Origin of the sequence: Paenibacillus sp. y28 (genome assembly GCF_037137075.1) — a bacterium.
Lineage (GTDB): Bacteria > Bacillota > Bacilli > Paenibacillales > NBRC-103111 > JBBBNV01.
Window position 1 is genome coordinate 1 of the sequence record NZ_JBBBNV010000025.1, and the last position, 23,896, is coordinate 23,896.

Consider the following 23,896-nt stretch of genomic DNA (forward strand, 5'->3'; position numbering starts at 1 on the left):
CTAGGATACCATACAATCGCCTGGCTGGGTTATTTTTTTATGCAACTATTTTTCGACAAGAACTTTTCACTGTCCAGTTACTTATATAATAAAAACGGTCAATTAATAGAAAGCAGGCATGAAGAGGGGATGATTGAATATCAGTACGACAGCAATGGCAATTTAACTAACAAGGTGAAGACGGGAAATAGGCTGTCCAACTCGGGCTTCGAGATGTATTCAGGAACGAATCATGTAGCGGATTCATGGATACCGTGGAAGCCAAACGGTTCGGCAGCGAGCTTCGAAGTTGTGGACAGTGGCGCTTCTTCTGGAAAATACGCTCAACAGATCTCAAGCAGCAATGGGTCGGGGAATGTTTCCCAGAGTGTCCGTGTTGAAGGCGGCACCGCCTACACACTCAGTGGACGAGTGCAAATCAGTGGATTAAGCAATGGGGTCGTGCAGGCCTATGTCCAGTACTTCGATGCGTCCGGAAATTATATCGGGAGCACAACAGTAGCTAGTGTGAGGAATACGGGGGGATGGATGACCTTCAGCGGGGGAGTGACGCCGCCTGCAGGTGCGGTGAGAGCCAACATCATTCTGCAGCTAGGACTAGAGAGCGGTGGTGCAGGCACCGTGCAATTTGATTCCATCCGCTTTACGACGCAGGAAGAAAACATGGTCTCCAACCCCGGTTTTGAAACCCGAACGGGTACGCAAGCAGACGATTGGAAACTGTATACGCCAAGCGGTTCGACAGCCAGCTTCGAAGTCGTGGACAGTGGCGCTTCTTCTGGAAAATACGCTCAACAGATCTCGAGCAGAAATGGGTCAGGTAATGTTTCCCAAAGTATCCGTGTTGAAGGCGGTACCGCCTACACGCTCAGCGGACGAGTGCAAGTCAGTGGATTAAGCAATGGGGTCGTGCAAGCTTATGTCCAGTACTTCGATGTGTCCGGAAATTACATCGGAAGCACAACAGCAGCTAGTGTGAGGAATACGGGGGGATGGATGACCTTCAGCGGGGGAGTGACGCCGCCTGCAGGTGCGGTGAGAGCCAACATCATTCTGCAGCTAGGACTAGAGAGCGGTGGTGCAGGCACCGTGCAATTTGATTCCATCCGCTTTACGACGCAGGAAGAAAACATGGTCTCCAACCCCGGTTTTGAAACCCGAACGGGTACGCAAGCAGACGATTGGAAACTGTATACGCCAAGCGGTTCGACAGCCAGCTTCGAAGTCGTGGACAGTGGCGCTTCTTCTGGAAAATACGCTCAACAGATCTCGAGCAGAAATGGGTCAGGTAATGTTTCCCAAAGTATCCGTGTTGAAGGCGGTACCGCCTACACGCTCAGCGGACGAGTGCAAGTCAGTGGATTAAGCAATGGGGTCGTGCAAGCTTATGTCCAGTACTTCGATGTGTCCGGAAATTACATCGGAAGCACAACAGCAGCTAGTGTGCAAAATACGGGCGGTTGGATAACCTTCAGCGGGGGAGTGACGCCGCCTGCAGGTGCGGTGAGAGCCAACATCATTCTGCAGCTGGGACTAGAGAGCGGTGGTGCAGGCACTGTGCAATTTGATGATATCAATCTGAAACCGATTTAAACAGAAATATAATTCGAAATCAGCATGTTTTCAATACTTTTCACGAACAGCGGCAGGCTTCTGGCTCCGTGCAATGAGACGCAATGAGATACCTGTTCATTCTTGATCATTTGCAGCCTTGCGTTCCTTTGACTCTGGAAATTATAAATGATGTACCATTCCTATTACAACAAAGACCCTTCTAAACATAAACAGAAGGGTCTTTTCAATGCATATCGTATAAATCTGCCTACTTCGGCTCTACAATTAACGGAACGACCCGGCCCTGATTCACGTCTATCAGCCCGAAATCGGTAATCTTCAGCGCCGGGCTGACCGGCAGTGAGTGCGTGCTGATGGACATAATCGGGTTGTAGTGCTCGTAGCCGAGCGATTCCATCGCGTGCCGAAGCGCTTCGACCTGGCGGGCCGTCTCCTCCAGCGGCGCTTCGGTCAGAATACCGCCTACCGGCAGCTCCAGCTTGGCGAGAACCTTCCCGTTCTCGACGACACAGAAGCCGCCCTGACACTTGATGACCTCATTGGCAGCCATCGCCATGTCCGCCGGGTTATGCCCGACGACGAGCAGGTTATGGTTATCGTGAGAATACGTTGTCGCGATCGCCCCGCGCTTAATCGTATCGCCGCCAATCAAGCCAAAGGCGCGATTGCCGTTTTTTCCATAACGCTCAAAGGTGGCAATGAGCCCGCAGCCGGCGGCCTGCCAGTTCAACCGGCCTTCGCGAGCCTCCGCCTCCAGCAGCTGCTCCTCGGTGAACGTAGACCCGTTCTTCACCATCATGGCCCGGCACTGGTATCGCCCGTCCGCCACGGCCGTGGTAACCGTAAAGTCCGCTTCGGTCAGCAAGGGCAGCCGGACGCTCTCATAGTAATGCGCCGGGAAAGCTGAATCAGCGGTCTGCTGCGTATACGCCTTTCCGCGGTCATAGACAAGCCGGCCCTGCTTGAATACGCGCTCAATGGTCAGATGCTCCAGATCGGACACCAGCATGAAGTCCCCGATTTTGCCCGGGGCGATCGCGCCCCGGTCCAGCATCCGCATCCGTTTGGCCGGCGTGAAGGTTGCAGCATAAATCGCTTCCTCCGGCTTCATGCCCATTCCGATGGCTTTGCGGACCAGATGGTCCAGATGCCCCCGACGCTCGAAGGAATCGGCCATCACATCGTCCGTAACGAAGCAGAAATGCTCGGCGACATCATGCTCCGTCAAATATGTCATGACCTCCGGCGTCATCGATTTCTCCTGGATTTCAATGAACATTCCGGCCCCGATCCGGGCCTCCATGCCCTCGATCGTTTGATGGGTATGGTCCGAGTCCACCCCGCTATAGATCATCCGGTGCAGGTCCAGATCGAGTAGCTTCGGAACATGCCCTTCAATGATGAGATGCGGATAATGACGGCGAATATGGCTCAAAATCTGATTTGTCTTCGTCTTGCCATCCAGATCGGTAATAACCTCGACATAATTCATAATCTCGCCCAGGCAAATAATGCGTTCCGTCCGCAGCAGCTCGTCCAAATCCTCGATCTCAATCGATCCGCCCGTCGTCTCCATGGCCGTGGCCGGTACCGAGCTCGGAAGCGAGTAGAACATATCCGCGACACAATCCTGACTGGCCCGGATCATGGCCTTCACCCCGTCCAGCCCGAATACATTGGCCATCTCATGCGGCTCCGGCACAATGGTGGTCACCCCGCTGCGGATAAGTCCATGCGAGAACGATTGCGGCGTAACCATCGTGCTTTCGATATGCAGATGAATGTCGATCAGGCCGGGAATCATATAACGTCCTTTCCCGTCCAGCACCTCATCCGCCTCAAAGGCTTCCGTTCCCTGCTGCCCGACATATAGGAATTTGCCGCCAACAATGGCGGCATTGCCGGAGATAAAGCGCTTGAAGTAGCTGTTATAAATCTGTACATCCTGAATCAATAAATCCACACGCATCTTGTCCTACCTCCCTAACGCACTACTCCACAACGACTAATTTCTCGCTTGGAACAAGAAGCCGCACCTCTTGCCCGTTCGCATACGGCGCTTCCATTTCTTTATTGACCGTAAAATCGCCCAGCTCGGTCTCCACAACATACTGGTAGCTGCGGCCAAGGAAGGTGCTGACCTTTACCCGTCCGGCAAGCCGGTTCGCCCCGGCTTCCAGCTCCTCCATCGTACCGACAACCATGTCATCCGGACGCATAGCGCCCTTCTTGCCCTGCTGAGCCCCGTGGCCGGGGTGGTGCTTGGCGATGAACGTCATTCCTTTGGCATGGAGCTCGATATCCCCGTCCCGTTCCGTCCGCGTATCGAAGGTAATAAAGTTGGTAAACCCGATGAACCGGGCGACGAATTCGGTCGCCGGATACTTATAGATGGTCGCCGGGCGGCCAAGCTGCTCGATAATCCCTTTATTCATAATCGCGACCTGATCGGAGATGGAGAAGCATTCCTCCTGATCATGGGAGACATAAACCGTCGTGATGCCCAGCTCCTGCTGGATACGGCGAATCTCAACCCGCATATTGACCCGCAGGTTCGCATCAAGGTTGCTGAGCGGCTCGTCAAACAGCAGCAGGTCCGGCTCAATAACCAGCGCCCGGGCAATCGCCACCCGCTGCCGCTGCCCGCCGGACAGCTCCGCCGGGAACCGCTTCTCAAAGCCGTTCAGGCTGACGACGTCCAGCATGCTGCGTACGCGGCGATCGATGTCGGCTGCGCTGGTCTTGCGAATACGCAGCCCGAACGCAACATTGTCGTACACCGACAAGTGCGGGAACAACGCATAGCTCTGAAACACAAAGCCGAAATTACGCTTGTTCACCGGCACCCGCGTGTAATCCTTGCCGTTCAGCATGAAACGGCCGTCCTTCGCCTCCAGGAAGCCCGCAATCAGCCGCAGAGTGGTTGTTTTGCCACAGCCGCTCGGGCCGAGCAGGGAAATCAGGGCGCCTTTTTCCACATTCAGGTTGAAATCCTTTAATATATAGTTCTGGTCATAGGCAACCGATACGTTTTCCAGAGATAGCAATGCCATAGTACGATGCCTCCATTATCGTTTGGTAAAGTAAGAAAGACCCATCAGCCGTTCAATCACAAACATGAACACCGCTGTAAAAATCATCAGCAGCACGGAAATCGCGGCAATGGTCGGATCAAAATGATTCTCCACATACGTCAGCATTTGGATGGGCAGCGTGCTTACGCCCGGGCCTGTCATAAACACCGAAATGTCCACGTTGTTAAAGGATTCGAGGAACGCAATCAGCACGGCGGCAATAATACCCGACCTGATATTCGGCAGCACGACCTTGAAGAACGTCTTGAGACGGCCCTCGCCAAGACTTAACGACGCTTCCTCCACGGCAAAATCGAAGTTCGCCAGGCTGGACGCAATGACACGAATAATAAACGGCAGCATGATGACCGTGTGGCCGACAAGCAGTGCGGCATACATCGGCAATTGGTAGGTGACAATCAAATATTTCAGCATGGTAAAGCCGAGTACGATACCCGGAATCAGCACCGGGGAAATAAAAATCGCGTTCAGCGCCCCTTTGCCCTTGAACTGGAACCGGCTTAACGCGTAGGCCGCGGGAATACCGAGCAGCAGCGCCAGCACATTGCCGGCCAAGGAAACGATGACCGAGGTTTTGAACGTCTTCATGAACATCTCGACCTCCCAGATGTTGCGGTACCATTTGAGAGAGAAGCCCTGCGGCGGGAATTTCATAATGCTGCCCGGTTCGAACGATGCGACGGCAATAATGACGAGCGGCCCGAGCAAGAATACATACACAAGCAGGGTAAACAGGCCTAACCCCCAATTTTTCTCCTGCATACCTTCTACCCCTTCGGATTTAATTTAACGGCCAGCTTGTTCATCAGACCGATGACCAGGAATGTAATCACGATCATAATGGTGGCGATGACGGAAGCCAGGTGCCAGTCATTCAGCGTAATCGCATTCTGGTACAAAAACGTGGAGATCACGCGCTGTTTCCCGCCGAGCAGCGCCGGCGTCGTATATGCGGTCAAGCTGCCGACGAAGACCAGAATACTCCCGATAATGAGCCCCGGCACACTAAGCGGCACAATAATTTTGCAAAAAGCGGACAGCCGGCTGGCGCCCAGACTCTCGGCTGCTTTGATCAAATCGCGGTCGATATTTTCCATGACACCGACCAGCGTAATAATAATGAGCGGCAAGAACAGATGCACAAGACCAATCATCATCGCCGACGGCGTATACAAAATGTTCAGCGGCTCCTTGATAACCCCGATCGCGAGCAACGTGTTGTTCAGAAGCCCCTGCTTGCCGAGAATAATCATCCAGCTGAAGGAGCGCACCACCGAGCTGGTCAGCAGCGGGAAAATCGCCAGAGCAAGGAGAACGGCTTTCTGCCGGGCACTTTGCCTGGAAATAAAATACGCCACCGGAAACCCGATCAGGATACATATAAACGTAGTAACCACGCTTACCTGCAGCGTCGTCCACACGATTTTCAGAAAGTACGGGTCTTTAAAGAAATGCGTATACCCGGCCAGTGAAAGCTGCCCCTCCTCGAAAAACGTCGACCCAATCGTCAGCAGGATCGGTACGACCATGAATGCCGCCAGGAACAAAATACCCGGCAGCAGCAGGAATGCCAAAACCGATTTCTTCATGTCATGTTTGTCTCCTGTTCCTTGGTTCGCTAAAAAGTGTAGTGAAAAAAGAAGCCCGTACATACAGAAGGATACGGGCCTCGCCATCCTTAAAAAGAGAACGCGCGTCCGTCGCCCGATTTACCGGCGAAGGGCCTCGATAAACAGCTCAAGAAATGGTTCGGACGCCACCCCGGTGCATACATGGACATTGGCTTGCCGCTGCAGTCGGTTTTGAAAATCGCAGACGGTCATGCCGTCACACAAATCGCTTCGGGTCTCCACATCAACGTAATAATGGCCTGTCGTCACCAGTTCCTTGTTCAAGGCTACGCCGACAGCGAGCGGGTCGTGCAGCGCACATGCCCGGACTCCGTTCCGCTCCTGATACCGCTGCATGTAATCTGCGGTGCTTGCCCGGACGTAGTCCGCAAAGGGCGAATCCTGGAGCGCATCGAGATGCTTCTCGGTCAGAAGCGCCTTGCGGGTCACATCGAGGCCCACCAGCGTCAGCTTCGGAAAGCCTGCCTGAAGCACCATTTTGGCCGCTTCCGGGTCGACATAGATGTTGTATTCGGCCGTAGGGGTCACATTGCCGAAGCCCTGGACAACCCCGCCCATGATAATGACCTCTTGGACCTCGTGAATGAGCTGCGGGTATTTCATCACCGCCAGCGCCAGGTTCGTCAGCGGGGCGGTCATCACCAGCGTCACGTCCCCGCTGTGCCGCCGCACCGTGTCGAAGATGAAATCGACCGCATGGCCCGGCTCCGCCTGCTTATGGACCGGCACATCGCGCAGCGCGCCGCCAAGCCCGTCCTTCCCGTGCACCTTATGCTCGAAGTGGGACGGCCTCATCAGCGGCTTATCCGCTCCCTGCACGACCGGGATGTCGTTCTCTGCGCCGGCCAGCTGCAGGATTTTGCACGTATTGATCGTGGCCTGCGCCAGGGATACGTTGCCGTTCACCGTTGTAATTCCCAGCACGTCCAGCTCGCCGCTGCGAACCGCGAGCAGGATGGCCAGTGCGTCATCCACCCCCGTGTCGACGTCCAAAATGACTTTCTTCTTCATCACCATGCCCCCTTCTTCACCGTGCGCCCATAGAGGCGCGCTGCCGTTCACCCGTCATGCCCGCGGACAATCCGCTCCGTGACAGAAAAACAAGGGGATATGCCGCACAATATCACATCCCCTTGCCTTATATTATTGCGCTACTTCTTTGTTCCAGCGGTCAATCCACGATTTCAGCTTCTCATTGACGAATTTCATGTCAAGCTTGCGAAGCTTGTTTACTACGTCAGCGCCGTACGTAATGCCTTGCGCTTCCTCCGGTGTGAGCTGCAGTGTCGTGTTAACCGGGGAATCGATTTTGGCTTTGGCCGATTTTTCCTGGACCTGCTTGCTCAGATGCCAGTTAATGAAATCTTCGGCGAGCTGCTTGTTTTGGCTGCCTTTGACAATGTTGACGGTGTTCATAACCGCATAGGCGCCTTCAGAAGGCGATACGAACTTAGCATCCGGTACAGCGGCCTTCAAGTCTTTTACATACATTTCCATGATCGGTCCGGCAGCGATTTCGCCCTGTGCGAACATGTTGACGAATTCCGAGGTTTGGCTGTAATATTTCACAACGCCTTTGTTCAGCTCTTTTACTTTGGCGAAGGCTTGATCCTCATTAAAGGCCGTGCTTCCGGCAACTACAGATGCTGCATCCAAAATCATGGGCCCGCTGGTCGCCGTGATGTTCGGCAGCGTGAGCTTCTTGGACAGCTCCGGGCTCCACAGATCGCTCCAGGCTTTGATTTCCTTGGTTGTCGCCTTCGGATTGTACGCGATGCCAAGCTGGCCGACGGTGTAGGCCGGACCGTAATCTTCGCCAAGCGGCGCCTTAGCCAGGTCATAAATCTCTTTCAGGTTCGTAATGCGGCTCCGGTCGATTTTCTCGAACAGGCCGGCATCAATTCCTTGCTGCGCATAATAGTCCGACAAGTAAATCAAATCGACGTTGGAGCTGCCTTGACGCACTTTGTTCAGACGCTCCGCATTGTTGCCGATGTCGAGTACGATTTTGACGTTATGCTCCTTCTCAAACGGCCCGTACACTTCTTTTTTGAAGAAATCCTCCGAGAAGCCCCATGTGGAAATGACCAGCTTGGTCGGCTCTCCCTTGGAAGCCTGTCCTTCCGTTCCTGTGCCGCCTTGCTCCTTGGCCGGTGCTCCACAGCCTGCCAGTGCTGTGCCTACAAGCGCTAAAGAAAGCAGACCGCCTACGATACGTGTTTTCATCTTTGTTCGTTCCTCCCTGGTTGTATGTATCTTTGTTAATCCCGTACTGCCTTTGCTCATCGGCCATTCTCTGAAATGAACCCCATACCGGAATGAACCACCCTTGAAATTTGTACTAGTATCCTTCCGCCATTCCAAATTATTCATGCAGCCCGGCTTCCGCCCCATGCCCCGGGACAACCCCAAAAAAAAAGAAAAAGCCCCCTTGTAGAAATAAACATTCCAACAAGAGCACTTTTTCACAGTAAACCGTGTTAAGCGACATCCGTTTCGTTACACTGCGGTTTCCTCTTAAGATAAATCAAAAGGGAACGCCGCAAACGAAGGTTATTCAGCTTTGAGTATAATGTTCGTAATCGCCAGCTGTGTCGGGGGATCATAGTCCCGCAATACCGCTTCGATCGATAATCCGAGCTCTTGCTCGAGCTTCTCCCGGATTTTCCTTTTATAGATGGTCGACATGTGGAAGTCAACCTCATATTTAAGGTTGGGCGCTTCTCCCTCCAAGGCGGTCGAACGCGGGGATCGGCGGTGCTTGGCATAGAAGGTAATCATATTGTTGTCAATCGCTGCCTTCAGTACCAATGTGCCAAATCCGAACAATTCCTTGGAAATCTCGTTATACAGGTGACAAAGCTTTTTCTTGTCTTCATTCGAATCTGTAAGGGGCATAGGGTCACCTTCTACAGCATGAATTGGCCCATAACTGTATCGCCTAACAACAATAATAAAGAGGATTTCGGAATTAATCAAGCTTTACGGCACGAACAATTTTTACAAATATATCCCGATAAGTTCGGAGCCGTGTCATCAAGAGCCCGTATACCGTCCAGAGGCCCTAGCTTGTGCAGGAAAAAACCTTGGCCGCCCGGGTTACTCGGGGCGATCTACGGAAAACATCTCGCCCAGCTTGGAATAGAAGCTTCCGGCCAGGCGGCTGACGGGCTTCAGCTGCTCCGGGTCGATGTAGCCGTTATCCAGCACCGTCTCATCGACATGAAAGCAAACCACCCGTCCGATGAGGAGATCCGCTGCCGGAGATTCGGCTGTTCCGCCAAGCGGTATAGCCTGCTCCAGCACGCATTCCATGCGGATTTTCGCTTCGGCGATGCCGGGCACCGGGATTTTGTCGCTTGCGACCGGCGTGAGCCCGGCATGCGCGACCTCGCTTTCATCCGGCGGCAGGCTGGCCGCGGTTTCATTCATTTCCTTCACATAGGATTCATCGGTAATGTGGACAACAAAGGAGCCCGTGTGAATGGCGTTCCGGGATGTGTCCTTTAACGCGCCTTCCTTGCGCTGCACGGAAATCGACAGCATCGGAGGATTCGCCGTTACGATATTGAAGTAGCTGTACGGGGCTGCATTCAGCACCCCGTTATCGGCAAGCGTAGTGACAAGAGCAATGGGTCGCGGCAAAATGCTGCCAATCAGCAGCTTATAATTGTCCTTTACGCTTTGATTAGCCGGGTCTATAGCTTTCATCCTCATCCTCCTTCAATGGTATGAGCGATATCATACAACCTGCTTTGGGCGGGGCTTAGCTCCATAATCAGTGACCTTCCCCCGCCGAGCAGGCACTTCAGCATGTGGTTGACGACCGTCATGCGACGCCACACCGCGCACCGGGAACCGCGCGCGGTAGAGGAAGCACACATCGGCCGATATGCGGCCTGATGTTCTCTCTAGAGCCGTATCTTGGCTGCTTGCTGCCGGCTTCGTTCCACTTCGCCGTTCACCGCTTATGCGAAATTGGCCCGGTACCAGGCTGCGGCCGCCTCTACCTCGGAGGAGGTAAGCTGATGGCCGAACCGCTCCCAATGAACAGTGACGGGCGCTCCGGCCCCGCTGAGCAGGGCCTCCAGCTCCTCCGTCTCTTGAGGAGAGCAAATCGGGTCATTGCTTCCCGCCCCGATAAAGCAGGGAACACCGGATAAATCGGGCAGCTGGACACCCCGCCGCGGCACCATCGGATGGTGCAGAATCGCCCCGCTGAGCGCCTTCGGGTAATGAAACAAGAGACTTCCGGCAATGTTCGCCCCATTGGAATATCCCACCGCAATCAGGCTCTTCCGGTCAAACCCGTACTCCGCTGCGGCCTGATCCAGAAATTCATGCAATTCGCCTGTGCGGAAGACGAGATCCTCTTCATCGAATACGCCTTCGGCTAACCGCCGGAAAAACCGCGGCATCCCGTTCTCCAGCACGTTGCCCCTTACACTGAGCACAGAGGAGGCAGGAGCAATCCGGCGCGCGACCGGCAGCAAATCCCGCTCGGTCCCCCCGGTGCCGTGCAGCAGCAGCAGCACCGGGTCTTGAGGGTTTGTTCCTTGCTCAAACAGATGTCTCATGAACGATCTCCCTCCAATACGCGAACCTCAATCGGGTCCAGATTCGCTTCGATGTCCGCCCGCCGCGGCTCGAACCATTCCGGAAGCATCAGTTTTTCACCCAGGCTGTCCGGCGCTTCGTCCCGTGCAAATCCCGGCGGATCTGTCGCAATCTCAAACAATATTCCGCCTGCTTCCCTGAAATATATCGCATTGAAATACTGGCGGTCAATAATCGGTGTCGCCTGAAATCCATTCTGCAGCACATGCTCTCTCCACTGCGTATGGTCGGCGTCATCTTTAGCACGCCATGCGATATGATGCACGGTGCCCGCGCCGCCGATGCCGTTCGCCACCAGGGTGGTATTGACATCAATCACGTTGCCCAAATCGCCTGTCGCTCTAAACCGGACGTAACCGCCATTCTCTCCTTCTTTCGTTAATCCCATGACCTGCTCCAGCAGGGTCGCCGTTTTTTCCGGCGCAGCGCTGTACAGTAACGCCCCCCCGAATCCTTTGATGGCCTTCCCGGCAGGGACGCCGCCAAAGGACCACTCGCTCTGCGGACCTTGCTCCCGCTCTACGATTTCCAGCTTCAAGCCGTCCTTGTCTTCGAATTGAAGCAGCTGCTCGCCGAAACGGGTTGCCTCCGTTACCTGGATGTCGAACCGTTCCAGGCGCTCCTTCCAGAACGCCATCGCTCCGACCGGTACAACATAAGTCGTGATGCCGACCTGCCCGGCACCGACACGCCCTTGGCGTGAATGCGCCCATGGGAAAAATGTAATAATCGTACCCGGGCTGCCTTTTTCATCGCCGAAATACAGATGATATACTTCCGGAGCATCGAAGTTAATCGTCTTTTTTACCAAACGGAGTCCAAGAACCCCGGAATAAAAATCTACCGTTTCCTGCGCGTTTCTTACAAAAGCGGTAATGTGATGGATGCCTGCAGTATGTTTGGACATGGAATACAACTCCTTTTTTAGTTTAACTACATTTGTATTATCTTAAATTTAAGACACTAGGCAAAAACAATCCGGTTCGCCCTCTACTTAAAGCTCTCCTGAGCGAACCTGCCCAGCTTCTTTAGCAGCGTCGCAGCAGCCTTCTTCTCCTCTAGAGAAAGTCCGGCTACAGCTTGGTCAATCACTTCAGTATGCCCCGGAAACACCTCTTCAATAAACTGCTTGCCCTGCACGGTAATCTCCGCGAAGATAAGCCGGCGGTCCTCGGTCGAAGCCCTGCGGCAAACGAGCTTCTTCTGCTCCAGTTTATCGACCACGTACGTAATGTTCCCGCTGCTCATCAATACCTTGCCGCCGATTTGTTGAATCGGCTGCGCTCCCTTGTGGTACAGAAGCTCCAGCACGCCAAATTCGGTGCGGTTCAGGCCCTGCTTCCGGATGTCCCGATCAGCGTGGGCATTCACCCATTGACTGGCCCGGGAAAGAGCGATGTACAAATCGAGAGAAGCTTCTTTAGATTGTTCCATCGTAATTCACCTCCGGTATTCTGTGTGCCAATGTACTCGTTTTTGATTTGTTTATTTCTCTTAAATTTAAGATACTTTATTTTGAGTTAAATGTCAACAGCCAATGATCATTTTATTTTCCTGCCAAATGAAGCCTATGCTATCATTCTATATTCTATGTGAGAGGACAAAAAACGCGCCGGCACCGATCCGGTTCAAACCCGGCGCGTCCCGCCCTGTACCTGCTTATGTAGCAGCTTCCGCCGCAGATTCGGAGTATTGATTTTTGATCGCCAAAATTTCATGTAGATTCTCCATGAATAGGTCGACCAGCCGGGGATCAAAGTGACGCCCCTTTTCCCGGACCAGCAAATCCAGCACCCGCTCCAGCTCCCAGGCCTTCTTATAAACCCGGTCGCTGCACAGCGCGTCGAACACATCGGCAATCGCTGTGATTCTTCCGTATATGTGAATGTCTTCTCCACTGCGGCCCAAGGGATACCCGCTGCCGTCATACTTCTCGTGATGCTGCTGAGCAATAATCGCCGCCGCGTGAAGCACCTGCTTGTGCGAATGCTTCAGCATGTCATAGCCAAGGCTGGCGTGCGTTTTCATTACCTCGAACTCGTCCTCTGTCAGCGAGCCGGGCTTGTTCAGAATGGCGTCGGGAATACCAACCTTGCCGACATCATGCATCGGCGAAGCCAAATGGATGATATCGGCCTCCTCTTCGGAGAGTCCGTATTTCAAGGCAAGCAGCCGGGAATACTCGGCAACCCGCTTCACATGATGGCCTGTCTCCCGGGATCGGTTCTCCGTAATCTCACCCAAGGTATAAATAATCTCTCGCTGCGTACTCTCCAGCTCCTCGTTCAAGTAAATATTCTCAAACGCAACGGAGACATTGGCGCAATAAATCTCGACCATATAGCGGTCCCATTCGGTCAGAGACGCCACACTATTCATGTAGATGACATTTTCCATCCCCATTTTGCTTTGAAAATAAATCGTGATGTCGTCCCCGCCATAGACGGTCTGTTTGCGGAGAAATGCCTCCTCGATGCTTGTAATGACCGCCGGGGGAACGACATCGCGCGCCCGCCGCCCGCGCATGGACTCATATTCCCCGCTGGCCGCAAGAATAAAAATGTCCTCCTGTCCGCGAGTGACGGCAAAGCTGCAATGAAGGGCATCCTGGTGCACACGGACGATCGAGGTAAGCTGTGTCAGCACGCCGGAGGCAAAGCGCCGCATCGACTGCACCTCGAACAGCCGCGGAGACGATTTGATAATTTCCTCCAGCCCGGTCCGGCTTTTCTCAATCACCTTAATGTCCCTGTACGACCGCAGCGCCGTAACCACGGTCGTAAACAGCTTCTGCGACGTAAGCTCCGTCTTTTCCTTGTAATCGTTAATATCATAATTCATAATGACCGACTGCTCCGGCGCCTGTCCGGGCTGCCCGGTCCGTAAAATAATGCGCACCGCGCTGTTGAGAAGCTCTTCCCGTATGTACTGCACCACTTCCAATCCGGCGCTGTCGTGCTCCATTACGACATCGAGCAGGACGAGCGCGGCATTCGGATGCGCGGCTATAAGCGCCTTGCCCTCCGCAGCGGAATAGGCGCTGTAGAATGCCAGCTTTTTTCCGTCGAAGGCAAAATCACCAAGCACCAGCTTCGTTACCTGATGCACCTGCTGCTCATCATCAATGATGAGCACTTCCCAGCGCTCTCGGCCGGGCTCCGCCGCTTCCGGGACGGCCGGGTCTTCCTCTGCAAAAATCAGCATGTCCTCTTCGGCGCCGCTACCCCCTTCTCCTTGTAATCCGTCTGCTTGATTATAATTCATACAAAGGCTCCTCCTCTATCGGGATCTCGATGCTAAACCGGCTGCCGCGGCCAACCTCGCTTTCACCGCTTATGACCCCTCCCAGCGACTGCGTCACCAAGTTATAAACGATATTCATCCCCAGCCCGGTGCCGCCCTTTCCCCGCTTGGTGGTGAAGAACGGATCGAAGATTTTGTCCAGCACCTCCCGCGGCATCCCCTTGCCGTCATCGGCATAAACGATTTGTATCGCTTGCGGACCGGCTGTGACGCGGAACGCCAGATTTCCAGCCCGCCCCTCGTCATAGGCATGATGAATGGAATTCATCACAAGGTTGGTCATAATTTGAGATAATGCGCCGGGGTAGCTGTACAGCTCCAATGAGGGATCACATGTCACCGACACACAGTGTCCGGCCTTCTTGAGTGTCGGCCCCAGACTCACAACGACCCCGTCCATATACTCCTTCAGATGAAAGGAGCGTTTAATCTCGCTGGTCTGATCGATGGAAACCTGTTTAAAATTATGCACCAAATGCGATGCCCGCTGCAAATTGGCCTGAATCATCTCCGTCGTCTCGCCGACATTAGCCAGAAACTGATCCAGATCGGACTTCTTCATCTTTCCGTCCCGGTAAAGGGACTGGAATTCCCTTGCCTTCTGATCCAGGAAAGAAACCGCCGTAACACCGATGCCAATGGGCGTATTAATTTCGTGGGATACCCCTGCGACCAGACTGCCGAGAGCGCTCATTTTCTCCGATTGAATCAGCTGCTCTTGGGCGCTCTGCAGCGACTCCAGCGCAGTCTGCAAATCGCGGTAGCGTATTTCCAGATTCAACACCATATCCTTAAACGCCTCGGCCACCTCCTCAATCTCCGGAGAAGCCCGGAAATCCAGCTTCGGCGGCGCCCCCCCCTGCTTCACGGTGACCGCCGCCTCCCGCAGCCGCATCAGGGGCAAAATCACAATTCGGCGTATCGCCAGCCACAGGACAACCAGCAGCAAAACAGCGGACAAAGCGCTGGCGGCGATAATAAAGCTGATGGTCCCGGACACAATATTGGCTTCCTCGGTCGTATCCAGCAGCACATCTACAACGCCTACGACCTTGCCGTCTTCCTGCAAAGGGGCCAGCAGCCGCAGGCCAGGAACCTCCTCCTCCAGTCCCACCGGCGACCGATCGATAATCGTCTTGTCCTGGGCAGGGATTACCGTCTCTATCGGACTCAGCGTTTTCCCAATCCAATACCTGTCGGACGAAGCCAGAATACGGCCCGTCGTATCATACAGCCGAAGCTCCAGCACCCGGTTATCCTTATTCTGGATATAATCGAAAATTTGCTGTACCTCTTCGGTCGATCGGGACTGCTCGTATCTGCCGTTAATGGCCTCCGTCATCCCGTTAATCTGGCTCACATACGCCTGCTTGACGGAGTTCTCCAGCGTATAGGCCGAAAAAATGACAATCAGGGATACCATAATGACTGTGACAAGGGAAACAGTCAGCACAATTTGCTTCTGCAGACTAATTCTAGGCTTCTTGTTGTTCATGCATTGCCTTCGCTTTCTCTGGCTCTTCACCGGACGTTTGGTTATTTATGTATAAAGTATAATATAATTATAAGGCATTTTTCTTAAAAAAGGCTGAGTTCCACCTGAAAAGAGACTTAATTTTGGGTTAAGCTTACTTGATGACCAACGGGGATACCACAGGCAGCGCACTGGTTCCCCATACCCGCTGCATCGGACACAAGGTCCTGGTCGTAACCCCGGGCATCACTGTCAGGCCCGCATACGCGCAATCCGTCAGCGGGGGCGAGTCGGCAGAGCCCCGCAACTGCCTTGGCGGCCACCGCGACCCAAAACGCATGCCAAAGAGCCGTGTCCGCTTCCATGCGGTTCACGGCTCCCTGCCGTACCAATGAAGTCCTGGTCGCGGCTTCATCTGATCTCATCCGGAATGGTGCCCGGATTACGCTTGAGTAACCGGCACACCTTCGCTGCGCATGGCGCTGTTCCAGAGCCGATACCGTTCCCAGGCCGCTCCGCTTTCCAGCAGATGCTTGCACGTATACAGGCCTTCCTCCACCGAATCTGTACGCTCGGCCAGCCGCAGCCGAACCGCGGCATTGAGCAGGACCTGATTCACATAAGCAAGATGACCTTGATTTTGCAGAACGTCCTCCGTCACGCGCAGCTGCTCGGCTGGCGTCCACTCCGTTTCCGGCAGCGGCGTATCCAGACCGTATGCCTCGGGATCGATGACATGCAGACGCGGCTCGCCATCCTCCACCATATACGTGCGGGTCGGGCGCTCAATAAACAGATCCTCCGAGCCCTCCGAGCCCTGCACGATGAGTGCCTTCCGGTAGTTCAAGTGCATCAGCAGCCGGGACATCCGGTCGAACACCGTATTGTGATATACCCCGTATACGATGTACGGGGACTGGGCGTAATCGACCAGCTTTTCCGCCGTATTCAGCACCGTCCGCATCCCCAGCTCCTCCCGAATCGGCCGCAGCGCCTTCAGCGGCGGGCACCACTGCTCCGCCGGCACAAACAGTACGCCCGTCCGGCTGGCGGCCTGCACGGCTTGCTCACGGCTCATCCCCTCCGCATCGATTCCCGCTTCCCGCAGCACATCCTGAAGCGTAATTCCCCATTTCGGCGGCAGTGACGCCGTACCATGAAGCGTGACCGGCAAGCCGGCGGCGGCAAGCAGGAACGCGGTCGGAAACGTAGCATAGAACGTGCTCTTGCGCCCGTCGTACGGACCCGCGCAATCCAGGCCCTCTTGAATCGGCGCGCGGCAAGCCTGTTCACGGCATACGGCAACGAAGGCCGCAAGCTCCTCCACGCTCTCCATTTTGATACGCTCCGCCAGAAAAAAAGCCCCGATCTGTGCCGGCGTCGCCTTCTGATTTACAATGAAATCCGCCGCAGCCAAAGCTTCCTCGTAGCTCAAATCACGAGCGCCGCGCTTGCCGCGTCCGACTTCCTTTAACAATTCAATCATCATCCGTGAGGCCCCCTTATTTTTGCTCCTGCAGCAGCTGGTATACCTTAACAATGGATGTCGCCACATCGACCATCCGCTTGCGTTCATTCATCGCCTGCTTGCGCAGCAAATCGTAGGCTTCCGCTTCGGAAACGTTCTTGATTTTACTCAATATCCCCTTGGCCATATCAATCCACTTGCGCTCTTCCAGCCGGGCCTCAAGCTGCTTGCGCTCATTGAGCCATTGCATTCTTTCAAAGCACTGCTTCGCGCCAAAGTGCAGCGCCCAGTGCAGCTGCTGCTCGCTCATCGAAGGGGTCAGCATCCCGTCTACAGGCAAATCATCCTCGCAAAACGCCGCCGACAGCGACGCGGTCCCGGCACTGCACCACCACAGCATCGGCAGCCGCTTCCACTGCAGCAGCCTGCTTCCCCACCCTTTGATGTCACCTAGCGGCAGGTTCAGAATAACCGCATCCGCATATTCCATATGCCGCTTGGCCTGTTCCTCCGTACAACACAGATACATATGATAGCCGTTAGCCTCCAGAATCACTTCCGGACGCTCCTGCTCTGAATGGGAGCCCGGCGGATGATTCGCCGCCTGCCGTTCGACCACTAACAAAGAACGCATGTAAGAGCGCTCCCTCCTATTCAACATTAAGGGTGTAACCTAAATCACAGCTTCTTTGTCACTATATATAACATAAAAATCAATAAGATGTCGATAACCAAGTTTTATTTATTTGTATGTAAACTATATTGACATTAACTTTAAGTTCAGTGTATAGTTACGATACAAACCTCATATTTTTCACGAATACAACGGTGTATTCAGTTGAACCGGCAATGAAGCCTGTTTCGTTTTCAAGGGGAGCCTACCTGCGCCCCGGGGACGTGACGGGCTTTTTCTTATTTATTCACCTGGGCTTGCATTTGAAAGGAGAGAAAACCAATGACTGCTCCGAGAAAATTAATTCTGATTGGTAACGGTATGGCTGGAGTTCGTGCCATAGAGCATCTGCTGAAGCTTGCGCCGGAGGCGTATGAAATTACGATCTTCGGGGCCGAGCCGCATCCGAACTACAACCGGATTATGTTGTCCTCCGTTCTGGCGGGCGGCGTGGAGATGAAGGATATTGTCATCAACGACTTGGCCTGGTACGAGGAAAATAGCATCCGCCTGCATACCGGGCATACCGTGACGCGTATCGATACACAGCTAAAAAAGGTCCTAACGGATAAAGGGCTGGAGGCAGAGTATGACGAGGTCATTATCGCCACAGGCTCCCACCCGTTCATGCTGCCCATTCCAGGGGCGGATAAAGAAGGCGTTATCGCCTTCCGGGACATCAAGGATTGCGAAACGATGATGGACGCGTCCAAAAAATATAAACAGGCCGTTGTCATCGGAGGCGGGCTGCTCGGTCTGGAGGCCGCTAGAGGACTGCTGCACCTGGGCATGGACGTATCCGTCGTCCATATTCATTCCTATTTAATGGAGCGCCAGCTGGACGAACCGGCAGCCAAGATGCTGCAGCGCGAGCTGGAGGCTCAGGGCATGAAGTTCCTGCTGCAAAAGCAGACCGCTTCCGTCGCCGGCAAACGCCGGGCGCAGGGGCTTACGTTTGCCGACGGCAGCGAGGTGGCGGCTGACCTTGTCGTGATGGCGGTCGGCATCAAGCCGAATGTCGATGTAGCCAAGGCGTCCGGCATTACGGTTAACCGGGGCATCGTGGTGGACGACTTCATGCAAACGAACGTACCCGGCGTGTACGCAGTCGGGGAATGCGCCGAGCATCGCGGTATTGCCTACGGGCTTGTAGCCCCCCTGTACGACCAGGGCGCTGTGCTGGCCAAGCGGCTTGCCGGTGTCGAAACTCCCGGCTATGCAGGATCGGTAACCTCAACCAAGCTGAAGGTATCCGGCGTGGATGTATTCTCGGCCGGCAAATTCGATGAAGCTCCGGGAACCCGCGCGCTGAAAATTCAGGACGACCTGGCCGGGACCTATAAGAAGCTCGTTATTCAGGACGGGAAGCTCGTCGGCGCGGTACTGTTCGGGGATACCTCCGACGGCGCTGAGCTGTTCTCCTCCATCAAAAAGGAGGAAAACATAGCCGGCCGTGAGAAGGAGCTGCTGCTGGGCATTTCCTCCGACCTGCTCGGATCGTCCGGTTCAGGGGACAGCAAGTATGAGGCCATGGCCGATGATGAGATTGTATGCGGCTGTAACGGGGTTTCCAAAAGCACGATCAAGCACGCCATTCAGGAGAAGGGCTGTACCAGCGTAGGGGCAATCAAGTCATGCACCAAGGCGTCCGCTTCCTGCGGCGGCTGCAAGCCGATTGTGGAAGGCCTCCTAAGAGTGTATGCCGGCGATGCCGTGAGCGAGCCGATCAAAGAAGGCATCTGCGGCTGTACCACACTAAGCCGTGACGAAATCGTGGAAAAAATGACGCAAATGCGGCTGATGAGCACGAAGGAAGTCATGCACGTGCTGGATTGGCACAATAAAGAGGGCTGCTCCAAATGCCGTCCGGCCCTGAACTATTACCTCGGCATGCTGTTCCCGGAAGAATACGTGGACGAGAAGGAATCCCGCTTCACCAACGAGCGCTACCACGCCAATATTCAAAAGGACGGCACCTACTCGGTCGTACCCCGCATCTACGGCGGCGTGACTTCCCCGGCCGACCTGAAAAAAATTGCTGCAGTAGCCGAAAAATACGACGTGCCGATGGTCAAGTTCACCGGCGGGCAGCGGCTCGATTTGCTGGGCGTGAAGAAAGAGGATTTGCCTAAGATTTGGGAGGAGCTGGATATGCCTTCCGGCCACGCTTACGGCAAAACACTGCGAACAGTCAAGACCTGCGTCGGCTCCACCTTCTGCCGGTTCGGCACCCAGGATTCGATTGCCATGGGCATCCGGATGGAAAAAGCGTTTGAGCGAATGACGGCGCCGGCCAAGGTCAAGCTTGCCGTCTCCGGTTGTCCCCGCAACTGTGCGGAAGCCACGATTAAGGATCTCGGCGTCGTAGCGATTGACGGCGGCTGGGAGCTGTATGTCGGCGGGAACGGCGGGGTCAAGGTCAGAGCCTGCGATCTGCTCTGCACCGTCAAAACCGAAGATGAGGTTATGGAATGGGGCAGCGCCTACCTGCAATATTACCGGGAGAACGCCCAGTGGAATGAGCGTACCGCGGCATGGCTGGAGCGTGTCGGCCTGGATTCGATTAAGAAGGCACTGGAGAAGCAGGAAGATCGCCTCGCTCTTGTGGAGCGCATTGAGAAAACGCTCAGCCTGACGACCGACCCATGGAAAGAAATCGTACAAAACGATCATCTCCGCAAAAACTTCGAACCGTTATCCGGTGTCCAGCCGGTATCCATCTAAGGAGGCATCCCTATGGCAAAACTACTGGTAGGACAATTATCCGATATCGATATCAAGGGCTCCCGGACGATTCGTCTGGATCATATCGAAATCGCCGTTTTCCGCCTGTCGGACGACAGCGTGCTTGCTGTAGAGAACCGCTGCCCGCATAAGGGCGGACAGCTGTCGGAGGGGATGGTGTGCGGCTCGGCCGTGCACTGCCCGCTGCATGACTGGAAGGTAGACCTGCGCAGCGGGCGGGTTCACGAGCCGGACGACGGCTGCGTAACAACCTTTCCAACCGAAATTGATCAAAGCGGGTCCATTTACATCACCATTTAAGGAGCGTGAGCACCATGGCATACATCAAACCTGCAGAAGTGCTCGACTCCATGATCGAAGCCGGGACCGACAAAGGAAAGCTTGGCATTGTTCATCTGATTATTCGCGGTTTTTTGGCCGGGGCCATCCTGGCGTGCGCAACGACACTGGCGTTCACGGCCGTCTCGCAAACCTCCATCGGTCTTGCGGGCGCCCTTATTTTCCCCGTCGGCTTCGTCATTATCGTGCTGCTCGGGCTGGAGCTGGTCACAGGAAGCTTCGCACTGATTCCATTGGCTGTGCTGGAACGAAGGGTTACCGTAGCCCAGATGCTGACCAATTATGGCTGGGTCATTATCGGCCATCTGCTCGGATGTACGGTGTACGCCATCCTATACGGCATGACCGTGACCAAGATGGGAACCGATCCGGGCAACCCGTTGGCGCAAATGCTCATCCAGCTTAGCGAGGCCAAAACCCTCGGCTACAAGCAGCTGGGCGGAGACGGACTTGTACTCGTCATCGTCAAGGCTGTCCTGTGCAACTGGATGGTAACGCTTGGCGTCGTGATGGCGATGACCTCCAAATCGACCGCAGGCAAAATCATTGCCATGTGGCTGCCCGTTCTCACCTTTTTCGCCCAGGGCTTCGAGCATGCTGTTGTGAATATGTTCGTCATTCCGGCAGGCATGATGCTCGGCGCCAAGGTGACCCTGTGGGACTGGTGGATCTGGAATCAGATTCCCGTCCTAATCGGCAACTTCGTCGGCGGATCGCTGTTTACCGGAATGTTGTTTTACTTGTCGCAGCGTAACCGGAAGCGGCCGGAAGCTTCGGAGCTCCGTTTCAATACACATGAGGCCACAGCCGTATCTGTGGAGAAAAGCGGTCTGTCATGAGCGCGCCGGGGACCGTCTACATTGTCGGGGCCGGACCGGGAGATCCGGAGCTGATTACCGTCAAAGCGATGCGCCGCATTCAGACCGCCGACGTTATCCTTTACGACCGGCTGGCGAGCAAGGAGCTGCTGGAATATGCCCGGCCGGATGCCGAGCTGGTGTACTGCGGCAAGGCTCCGGGATCTCATGCTATGCCGCAGGAACAGATTAACCGGCTGTTAGTCGACAATGCCCTGAACGGCAAGCAGGTCGTTCGACTCAAGGGAGGCGACCCGTTCGTCTTCGGCCGCGGGGGCGAAGAGGTGATGGCGCTAGCTGAATACGGGCTTCCTTACGAGATGATTCCGGGCATCACCTCGGCTATCGGCGCAGCGGCAGCAGCCGGCATCCCTGTCACCCACCGGGACTACGCTTCCTCCTTCGCCTGTGTAACCGGAAGCCGCTGCCATGGCGACAAATCGCCGGTCCGTTGGGATTTACTGGCGCACGGAGTGGATACTTTGGCCATCTATATGGGTGTGAGCCAGCTGCCGTACATCCGGGAAGAGCTGCTGAAGCATGGGAAGCCCCCCTCTACGCCGGTGGCCTTCATCGAGCGGGGGACGACCTCCCGGCAGCGCACCATTACCGGCACCTTGGCGGATATTCACAAGCTGGCCGAAGCCGTGCAGCTTCGCAATCCGGCGCTCATCATTATCGGGGAGGTCGTGACCGTCCGTGAGCAGCTTCTCCGGGCGGAGCAGCAGGCGTTATCCCACGCCCAGGCCTTAATCGGATAAACAAGCAGCAAGAAGAAGCTCCTATCCCATCACGTATTATGATGGAATGGGCGCTTCTTCTTGCTGTGGTTAGATTCGCTTTCTCTTTTTTGTCTTCCCCCACCGGAGCAGCGGGGAATTCACTGCCTCATTTACGCCGGTGACCTCCGGCTCATGATGATTTCTCACCGGAGCCGGCCTTTTCCCGGAATTTCTTGTACAAGGCGCCGATGGTTTCCCCGTTTAATTGGATGTTATGCTCGTAAGCGTACTTGATCGCATAGCCAAGCGCCAAGGTCGTTGCCCCGGCGACTCCCGCGCCCGCCACCGAGCCGGCTCCCGGGAACAGCTTGACCACTTGCCGGAAAATGCTTTTTCCGATGTTGCCGACAATCGAAGCGATTACCAGCTCCTTAGCCGCTTCCTTCGTAATCGGCTTCTCGTACAGCACCGCCAGCCGCGTGAGCAGGCCGATTTGAATCGCCGTAATCGGGACAATGTCCGCCCCCGGAATCGGCGCGGCACCGACGGCCCCGGCTGAAGCCGCGGCGCCGACTATCCAGGCGTTGGCTGTCGCTGATTTTTCCTTTATGCTTTTGGCAAAAAGAATGTCCTTACTCTTTTTTTTCAGAATTTCGAGAATGCTGCTGCGCAGCCTGTCGATGTTCTCCCCTGTCCGGGAGGAAACGGGAACCACTTCGTAACGATCCCCGGTTTCTTTCTTAATCCGGGCGATCAGCCGGTCGATTTCATCTGCCGCGTCAATTTTGTTCAGCACGATGAGAATATCCTTGTTCACTCGCTCGACCTTGTCAAAGGATTGCTTCTCCGCCTCGGAGAAAACCGTCCCTGCCGCATTCAGGAAAAACAGAATGATATCCGCCTGTTTGAAATAGGACAGGGTCACTTCCGAATGTTGTATATTCACATCGTTTAACCCGGGGGTATCCACGAAGTAGATGTTGTCTTTATACTGAACGGGCTTGATTTCCGTCGTTTCCCCCGGCTCAGCGCCGACTCCCGCCACCTCTTCCCCGACAATACGGTTCATGGTGGAGGATTTGCCGGCATTCACATCGCCGATCAGGGCGATCATCAGCTCTTTATCGAGCTGGCGGTTAATCTCGTCCATTTCCCGATCGTAGGCTTCCTCTGCTGCAAGCTTGATCTGCTCTTCCCACAGCTTCTCGTTATCGTTCACAGCACAATTCCCCATTCATCTCATATGTGGTGTCTTTGGAAGTTTTGCCCTCCACTCGATGTTCTAATAGTTCAATAAAAGCTGTCGAAATTCCTCTTTTTTTGCTCGTCCGATAGCGCGATCTGCAGAACTGTCTGTCGCGGGGAACGGTGTGTCAATATCATAAGTAGATGCTATG

The 23,896-nt window shown here is 54.7% G+C and carries 22 protein-coding genes; 6 read left to right on the forward strand and 16 right to left on the reverse strand.

Annotated features, from left to right (window positions below; translation table 11 throughout):
• Nucleotides 1-1,593 (forward strand): carbohydrate binding domain-containing protein (locus tag WBG83_RS17440; RefSeq protein ID WP_336746542.1); only part of this gene is annotated, 1,593 nt, incomplete at its 5' end.
• Nucleotides 1,594-1,822: 229 nt separating this feature from the next.
• On the opposite strand, the gene WBG83_RS17445 is transcribed toward WBG83_RS17440, so the two are convergent.
• The 13 genes from WBG83_RS17445 to WBG83_RS17505 all read right to left on the reverse strand — a co-directional run bounded on the left by WBG83_RS17445 (nucleotide 1,823) and on the right by WBG83_RS17505 (nucleotide 15,716).
• Nucleotides 1,823-3,544: an adenine deaminase gene (locus WBG83_RS17445; protein WP_336746543.1), complete on the reverse strand. Its 1,722-nt coding sequence runs from the start codon at nucleotides 3,542-3,544 to the stop codon at nucleotides 1,823-1,825.
• A 22-nt stretch (nucleotides 3,545-3,566) separates the two neighbouring features.
• Entirely contained in the window at nucleotides 3,567-4,628 is a 1,062-nt protein-coding gene (locus WBG83_RS17450) for an ABC transporter ATP-binding protein (RefSeq protein WP_336746544.1), read from the reverse strand.
• A gap of 15 nt (nucleotides 4,629-4,643) precedes the next feature.
• Nucleotides 4,644-5,432, reverse strand: a complete 789-nt coding sequence (locus tag WBG83_RS17455; RefSeq protein WP_336746545.1) for an ABC transporter permease — start codon at nucleotides 5,430-5,432, stop codon at nucleotides 4,644-4,646.
• Between the two features lie 5 nt (nucleotides 5,433-5,437).
• Nucleotides 5,438-6,259 carry an ABC transporter permease gene (locus tag WBG83_RS17460; RefSeq protein WP_336746546.1) on the reverse strand — a complete coding sequence of 274 codons (822 nt, stop codon included), beginning with the start codon at nucleotides 6,257-6,259 and terminating at the stop codon, nucleotides 5,438-5,440.
• Between the two features lie 120 nt (nucleotides 6,260-6,379).
• Nucleotides 6,380-7,318 (reverse strand): nucleoside hydrolase, encoded by a 939-nt coding sequence (locus WBG83_RS17465; RefSeq protein ID WP_336746602.1) that lies wholly within the window; start codon nucleotides 7,316-7,318, stop codon nucleotides 6,380-6,382.
• A 126-nt stretch (nucleotides 7,319-7,444) separates the two neighbouring features.
• On the reverse strand, nucleotides 7,445-8,527 hold the full coding sequence (locus WBG83_RS17470; protein WP_336746547.1) for an ABC transporter substrate-binding protein: 1,083 nt from the start codon (nucleotides 8,525-8,527) through the stop codon (nucleotides 7,445-7,447).
• 327 nt (nucleotides 8,528-8,854) lie between these two features.
• Nucleotides 8,855-9,199 (reverse strand): DUF2294 domain-containing protein, encoded by a 345-nt coding sequence (locus tag WBG83_RS17475; RefSeq protein ID WP_336746548.1) that lies wholly within the window; start codon nucleotides 9,197-9,199, stop codon nucleotides 8,855-8,857.
• 201 nt (nucleotides 9,200-9,400) lie between these two features.
• A complete protein-coding gene (locus WBG83_RS17480) occupies nucleotides 9,401-10,012 on the reverse strand; it encodes a flavin reductase family protein (RefSeq protein ID WP_336746549.1) in 612 nt (203 codons plus the stop codon).
• Nucleotides 10,013-10,269: 257 nt separating this feature from the next.
• Nucleotides 10,270-10,878: an alpha/beta hydrolase gene (locus WBG83_RS17485; RefSeq protein WP_336746550.1), complete on the reverse strand. Its 609-nt coding sequence runs from the start codon at nucleotides 10,876-10,878 to the stop codon at nucleotides 10,270-10,272.
• Nucleotides 10,875-11,825 carry a ring-cleaving dioxygenase gene (locus WBG83_RS17490; RefSeq protein WP_336746551.1) on the reverse strand — a complete coding sequence of 317 codons (951 nt, stop codon included), beginning with the start codon at nucleotides 11,823-11,825 and terminating at the stop codon, nucleotides 10,875-10,877. The genes WBG83_RS17485 and WBG83_RS17490 overlap by 4 nt, the downstream gene beginning before the upstream one ends.
• 83 nt (nucleotides 11,826-11,908) lie before the next feature.
• Nucleotides 11,909-12,352, reverse strand: coding sequence for a MarR family winged helix-turn-helix transcriptional regulator (locus WBG83_RS17495; protein ID WP_336746552.1), 444 nt, complete (start codon nucleotides 12,350-12,352; stop codon nucleotides 11,909-11,911).
• 225 nt (nucleotides 12,353-12,577) lie between these two features.
• Nucleotides 12,578-14,182, reverse strand: coding sequence for a DUF3369 domain-containing protein (locus WBG83_RS17500; RefSeq protein WP_336746553.1), 1,605 nt, complete (start codon nucleotides 14,180-14,182; stop codon nucleotides 12,578-12,580).
• Nucleotides 14,172-15,716, reverse strand: a complete 1,545-nt coding sequence (locus tag WBG83_RS17505) for a HAMP domain-containing sensor histidine kinase (RefSeq protein ID WP_336746554.1) — start codon at nucleotides 15,714-15,716, stop codon at nucleotides 14,172-14,174. Before WBG83_RS17505 ends, WBG83_RS17500 begins: the two co-directional genes overlap by 11 nt.
• 137 nt (nucleotides 15,717-15,853) lie before the next feature.
• Between WBG83_RS17505 and WBG83_RS17510 the strand changes: the two genes are divergently transcribed.
• Nucleotides 15,854-16,090 (forward strand): hypothetical protein, encoded by a 237-nt coding sequence (locus WBG83_RS17510; RefSeq protein ID WP_336746555.1) that lies wholly within the window; start codon nucleotides 15,854-15,856, stop codon nucleotides 16,088-16,090.
• A 47-nt stretch (nucleotides 16,091-16,137) separates the two neighbouring features.
• Here WBG83_RS17510 and WBG83_RS17515 read toward each other — a convergent pair whose 3' ends face one another.
• A complete protein-coding gene (locus tag WBG83_RS17515) occupies nucleotides 16,138-17,181 on the reverse strand; it encodes an anthranilate phosphoribosyltransferase (protein ID WP_336746603.1) in 1,044 nt (347 codons plus the stop codon).
• A 16-nt stretch (nucleotides 17,182-17,197) separates the two neighbouring features.
• The gene (locus WBG83_RS17520; RefSeq protein WP_336746556.1) at nucleotides 17,198-17,797 is read right to left on the reverse strand and encodes an ANTAR domain-containing response regulator; all 600 of its coding nucleotides are present in this window, start codon (nucleotides 17,795-17,797) and stop codon (nucleotides 17,198-17,200) included.
• A gap of 321 nt (nucleotides 17,798-18,118) precedes the next feature.
• On the opposite strand from WBG83_RS17520, the gene nirB reads away from it, so the two are divergent.
• Genes nirB through cobA form a run of 4 tightly spaced genes read left to right on the forward strand, consistent with a single transcriptional unit; the run spans nucleotide 18,119 to nucleotide 22,538 of the window.
• Nucleotides 18,119-20,560 carry a nitrite reductase large subunit NirB gene (gene nirB, locus WBG83_RS17525; RefSeq protein WP_336746557.1) on the forward strand — a complete coding sequence of 814 codons (2,442 nt, stop codon included), beginning with the start codon at nucleotides 18,119-18,121 and terminating at the stop codon, nucleotides 20,558-20,560.
• Between the two features lie 12 nt (nucleotides 20,561-20,572).
• Entirely contained in the window at nucleotides 20,573-20,881 is a 309-nt protein-coding gene (nirD, locus tag WBG83_RS17530) for a nitrite reductase small subunit NirD (protein ID WP_336746558.1), read from the forward strand.
• 14 nt (nucleotides 20,882-20,895) lie between these two features.
• On the forward strand, nucleotides 20,896-21,759 hold the full coding sequence (locus tag WBG83_RS17535) for a formate/nitrite transporter family protein (RefSeq protein ID WP_336746559.1): 864 nt from the start codon (nucleotides 20,896-20,898) through the stop codon (nucleotides 21,757-21,759).
• On the forward strand, nucleotides 21,756-22,538 hold the full coding sequence (gene cobA, locus WBG83_RS17540) for a uroporphyrinogen-III C-methyltransferase (protein WP_336746560.1): 783 nt from the start codon (nucleotides 21,756-21,758) through the stop codon (nucleotides 22,536-22,538). Before WBG83_RS17535 ends, cobA begins: the two co-directional genes overlap by 4 nt.
• A gap of 151 nt (nucleotides 22,539-22,689) precedes the next feature.
• On the opposite strand, the gene WBG83_RS17545 is transcribed toward cobA, so the two are convergent.
• Entirely contained in the window at nucleotides 22,690-23,649 is a 960-nt protein-coding gene (locus WBG83_RS17545) for a GTPase (protein WP_442955850.1), read from the reverse strand.
• Nucleotides 23,650-23,896 lie beyond the last annotated feature (247 nt).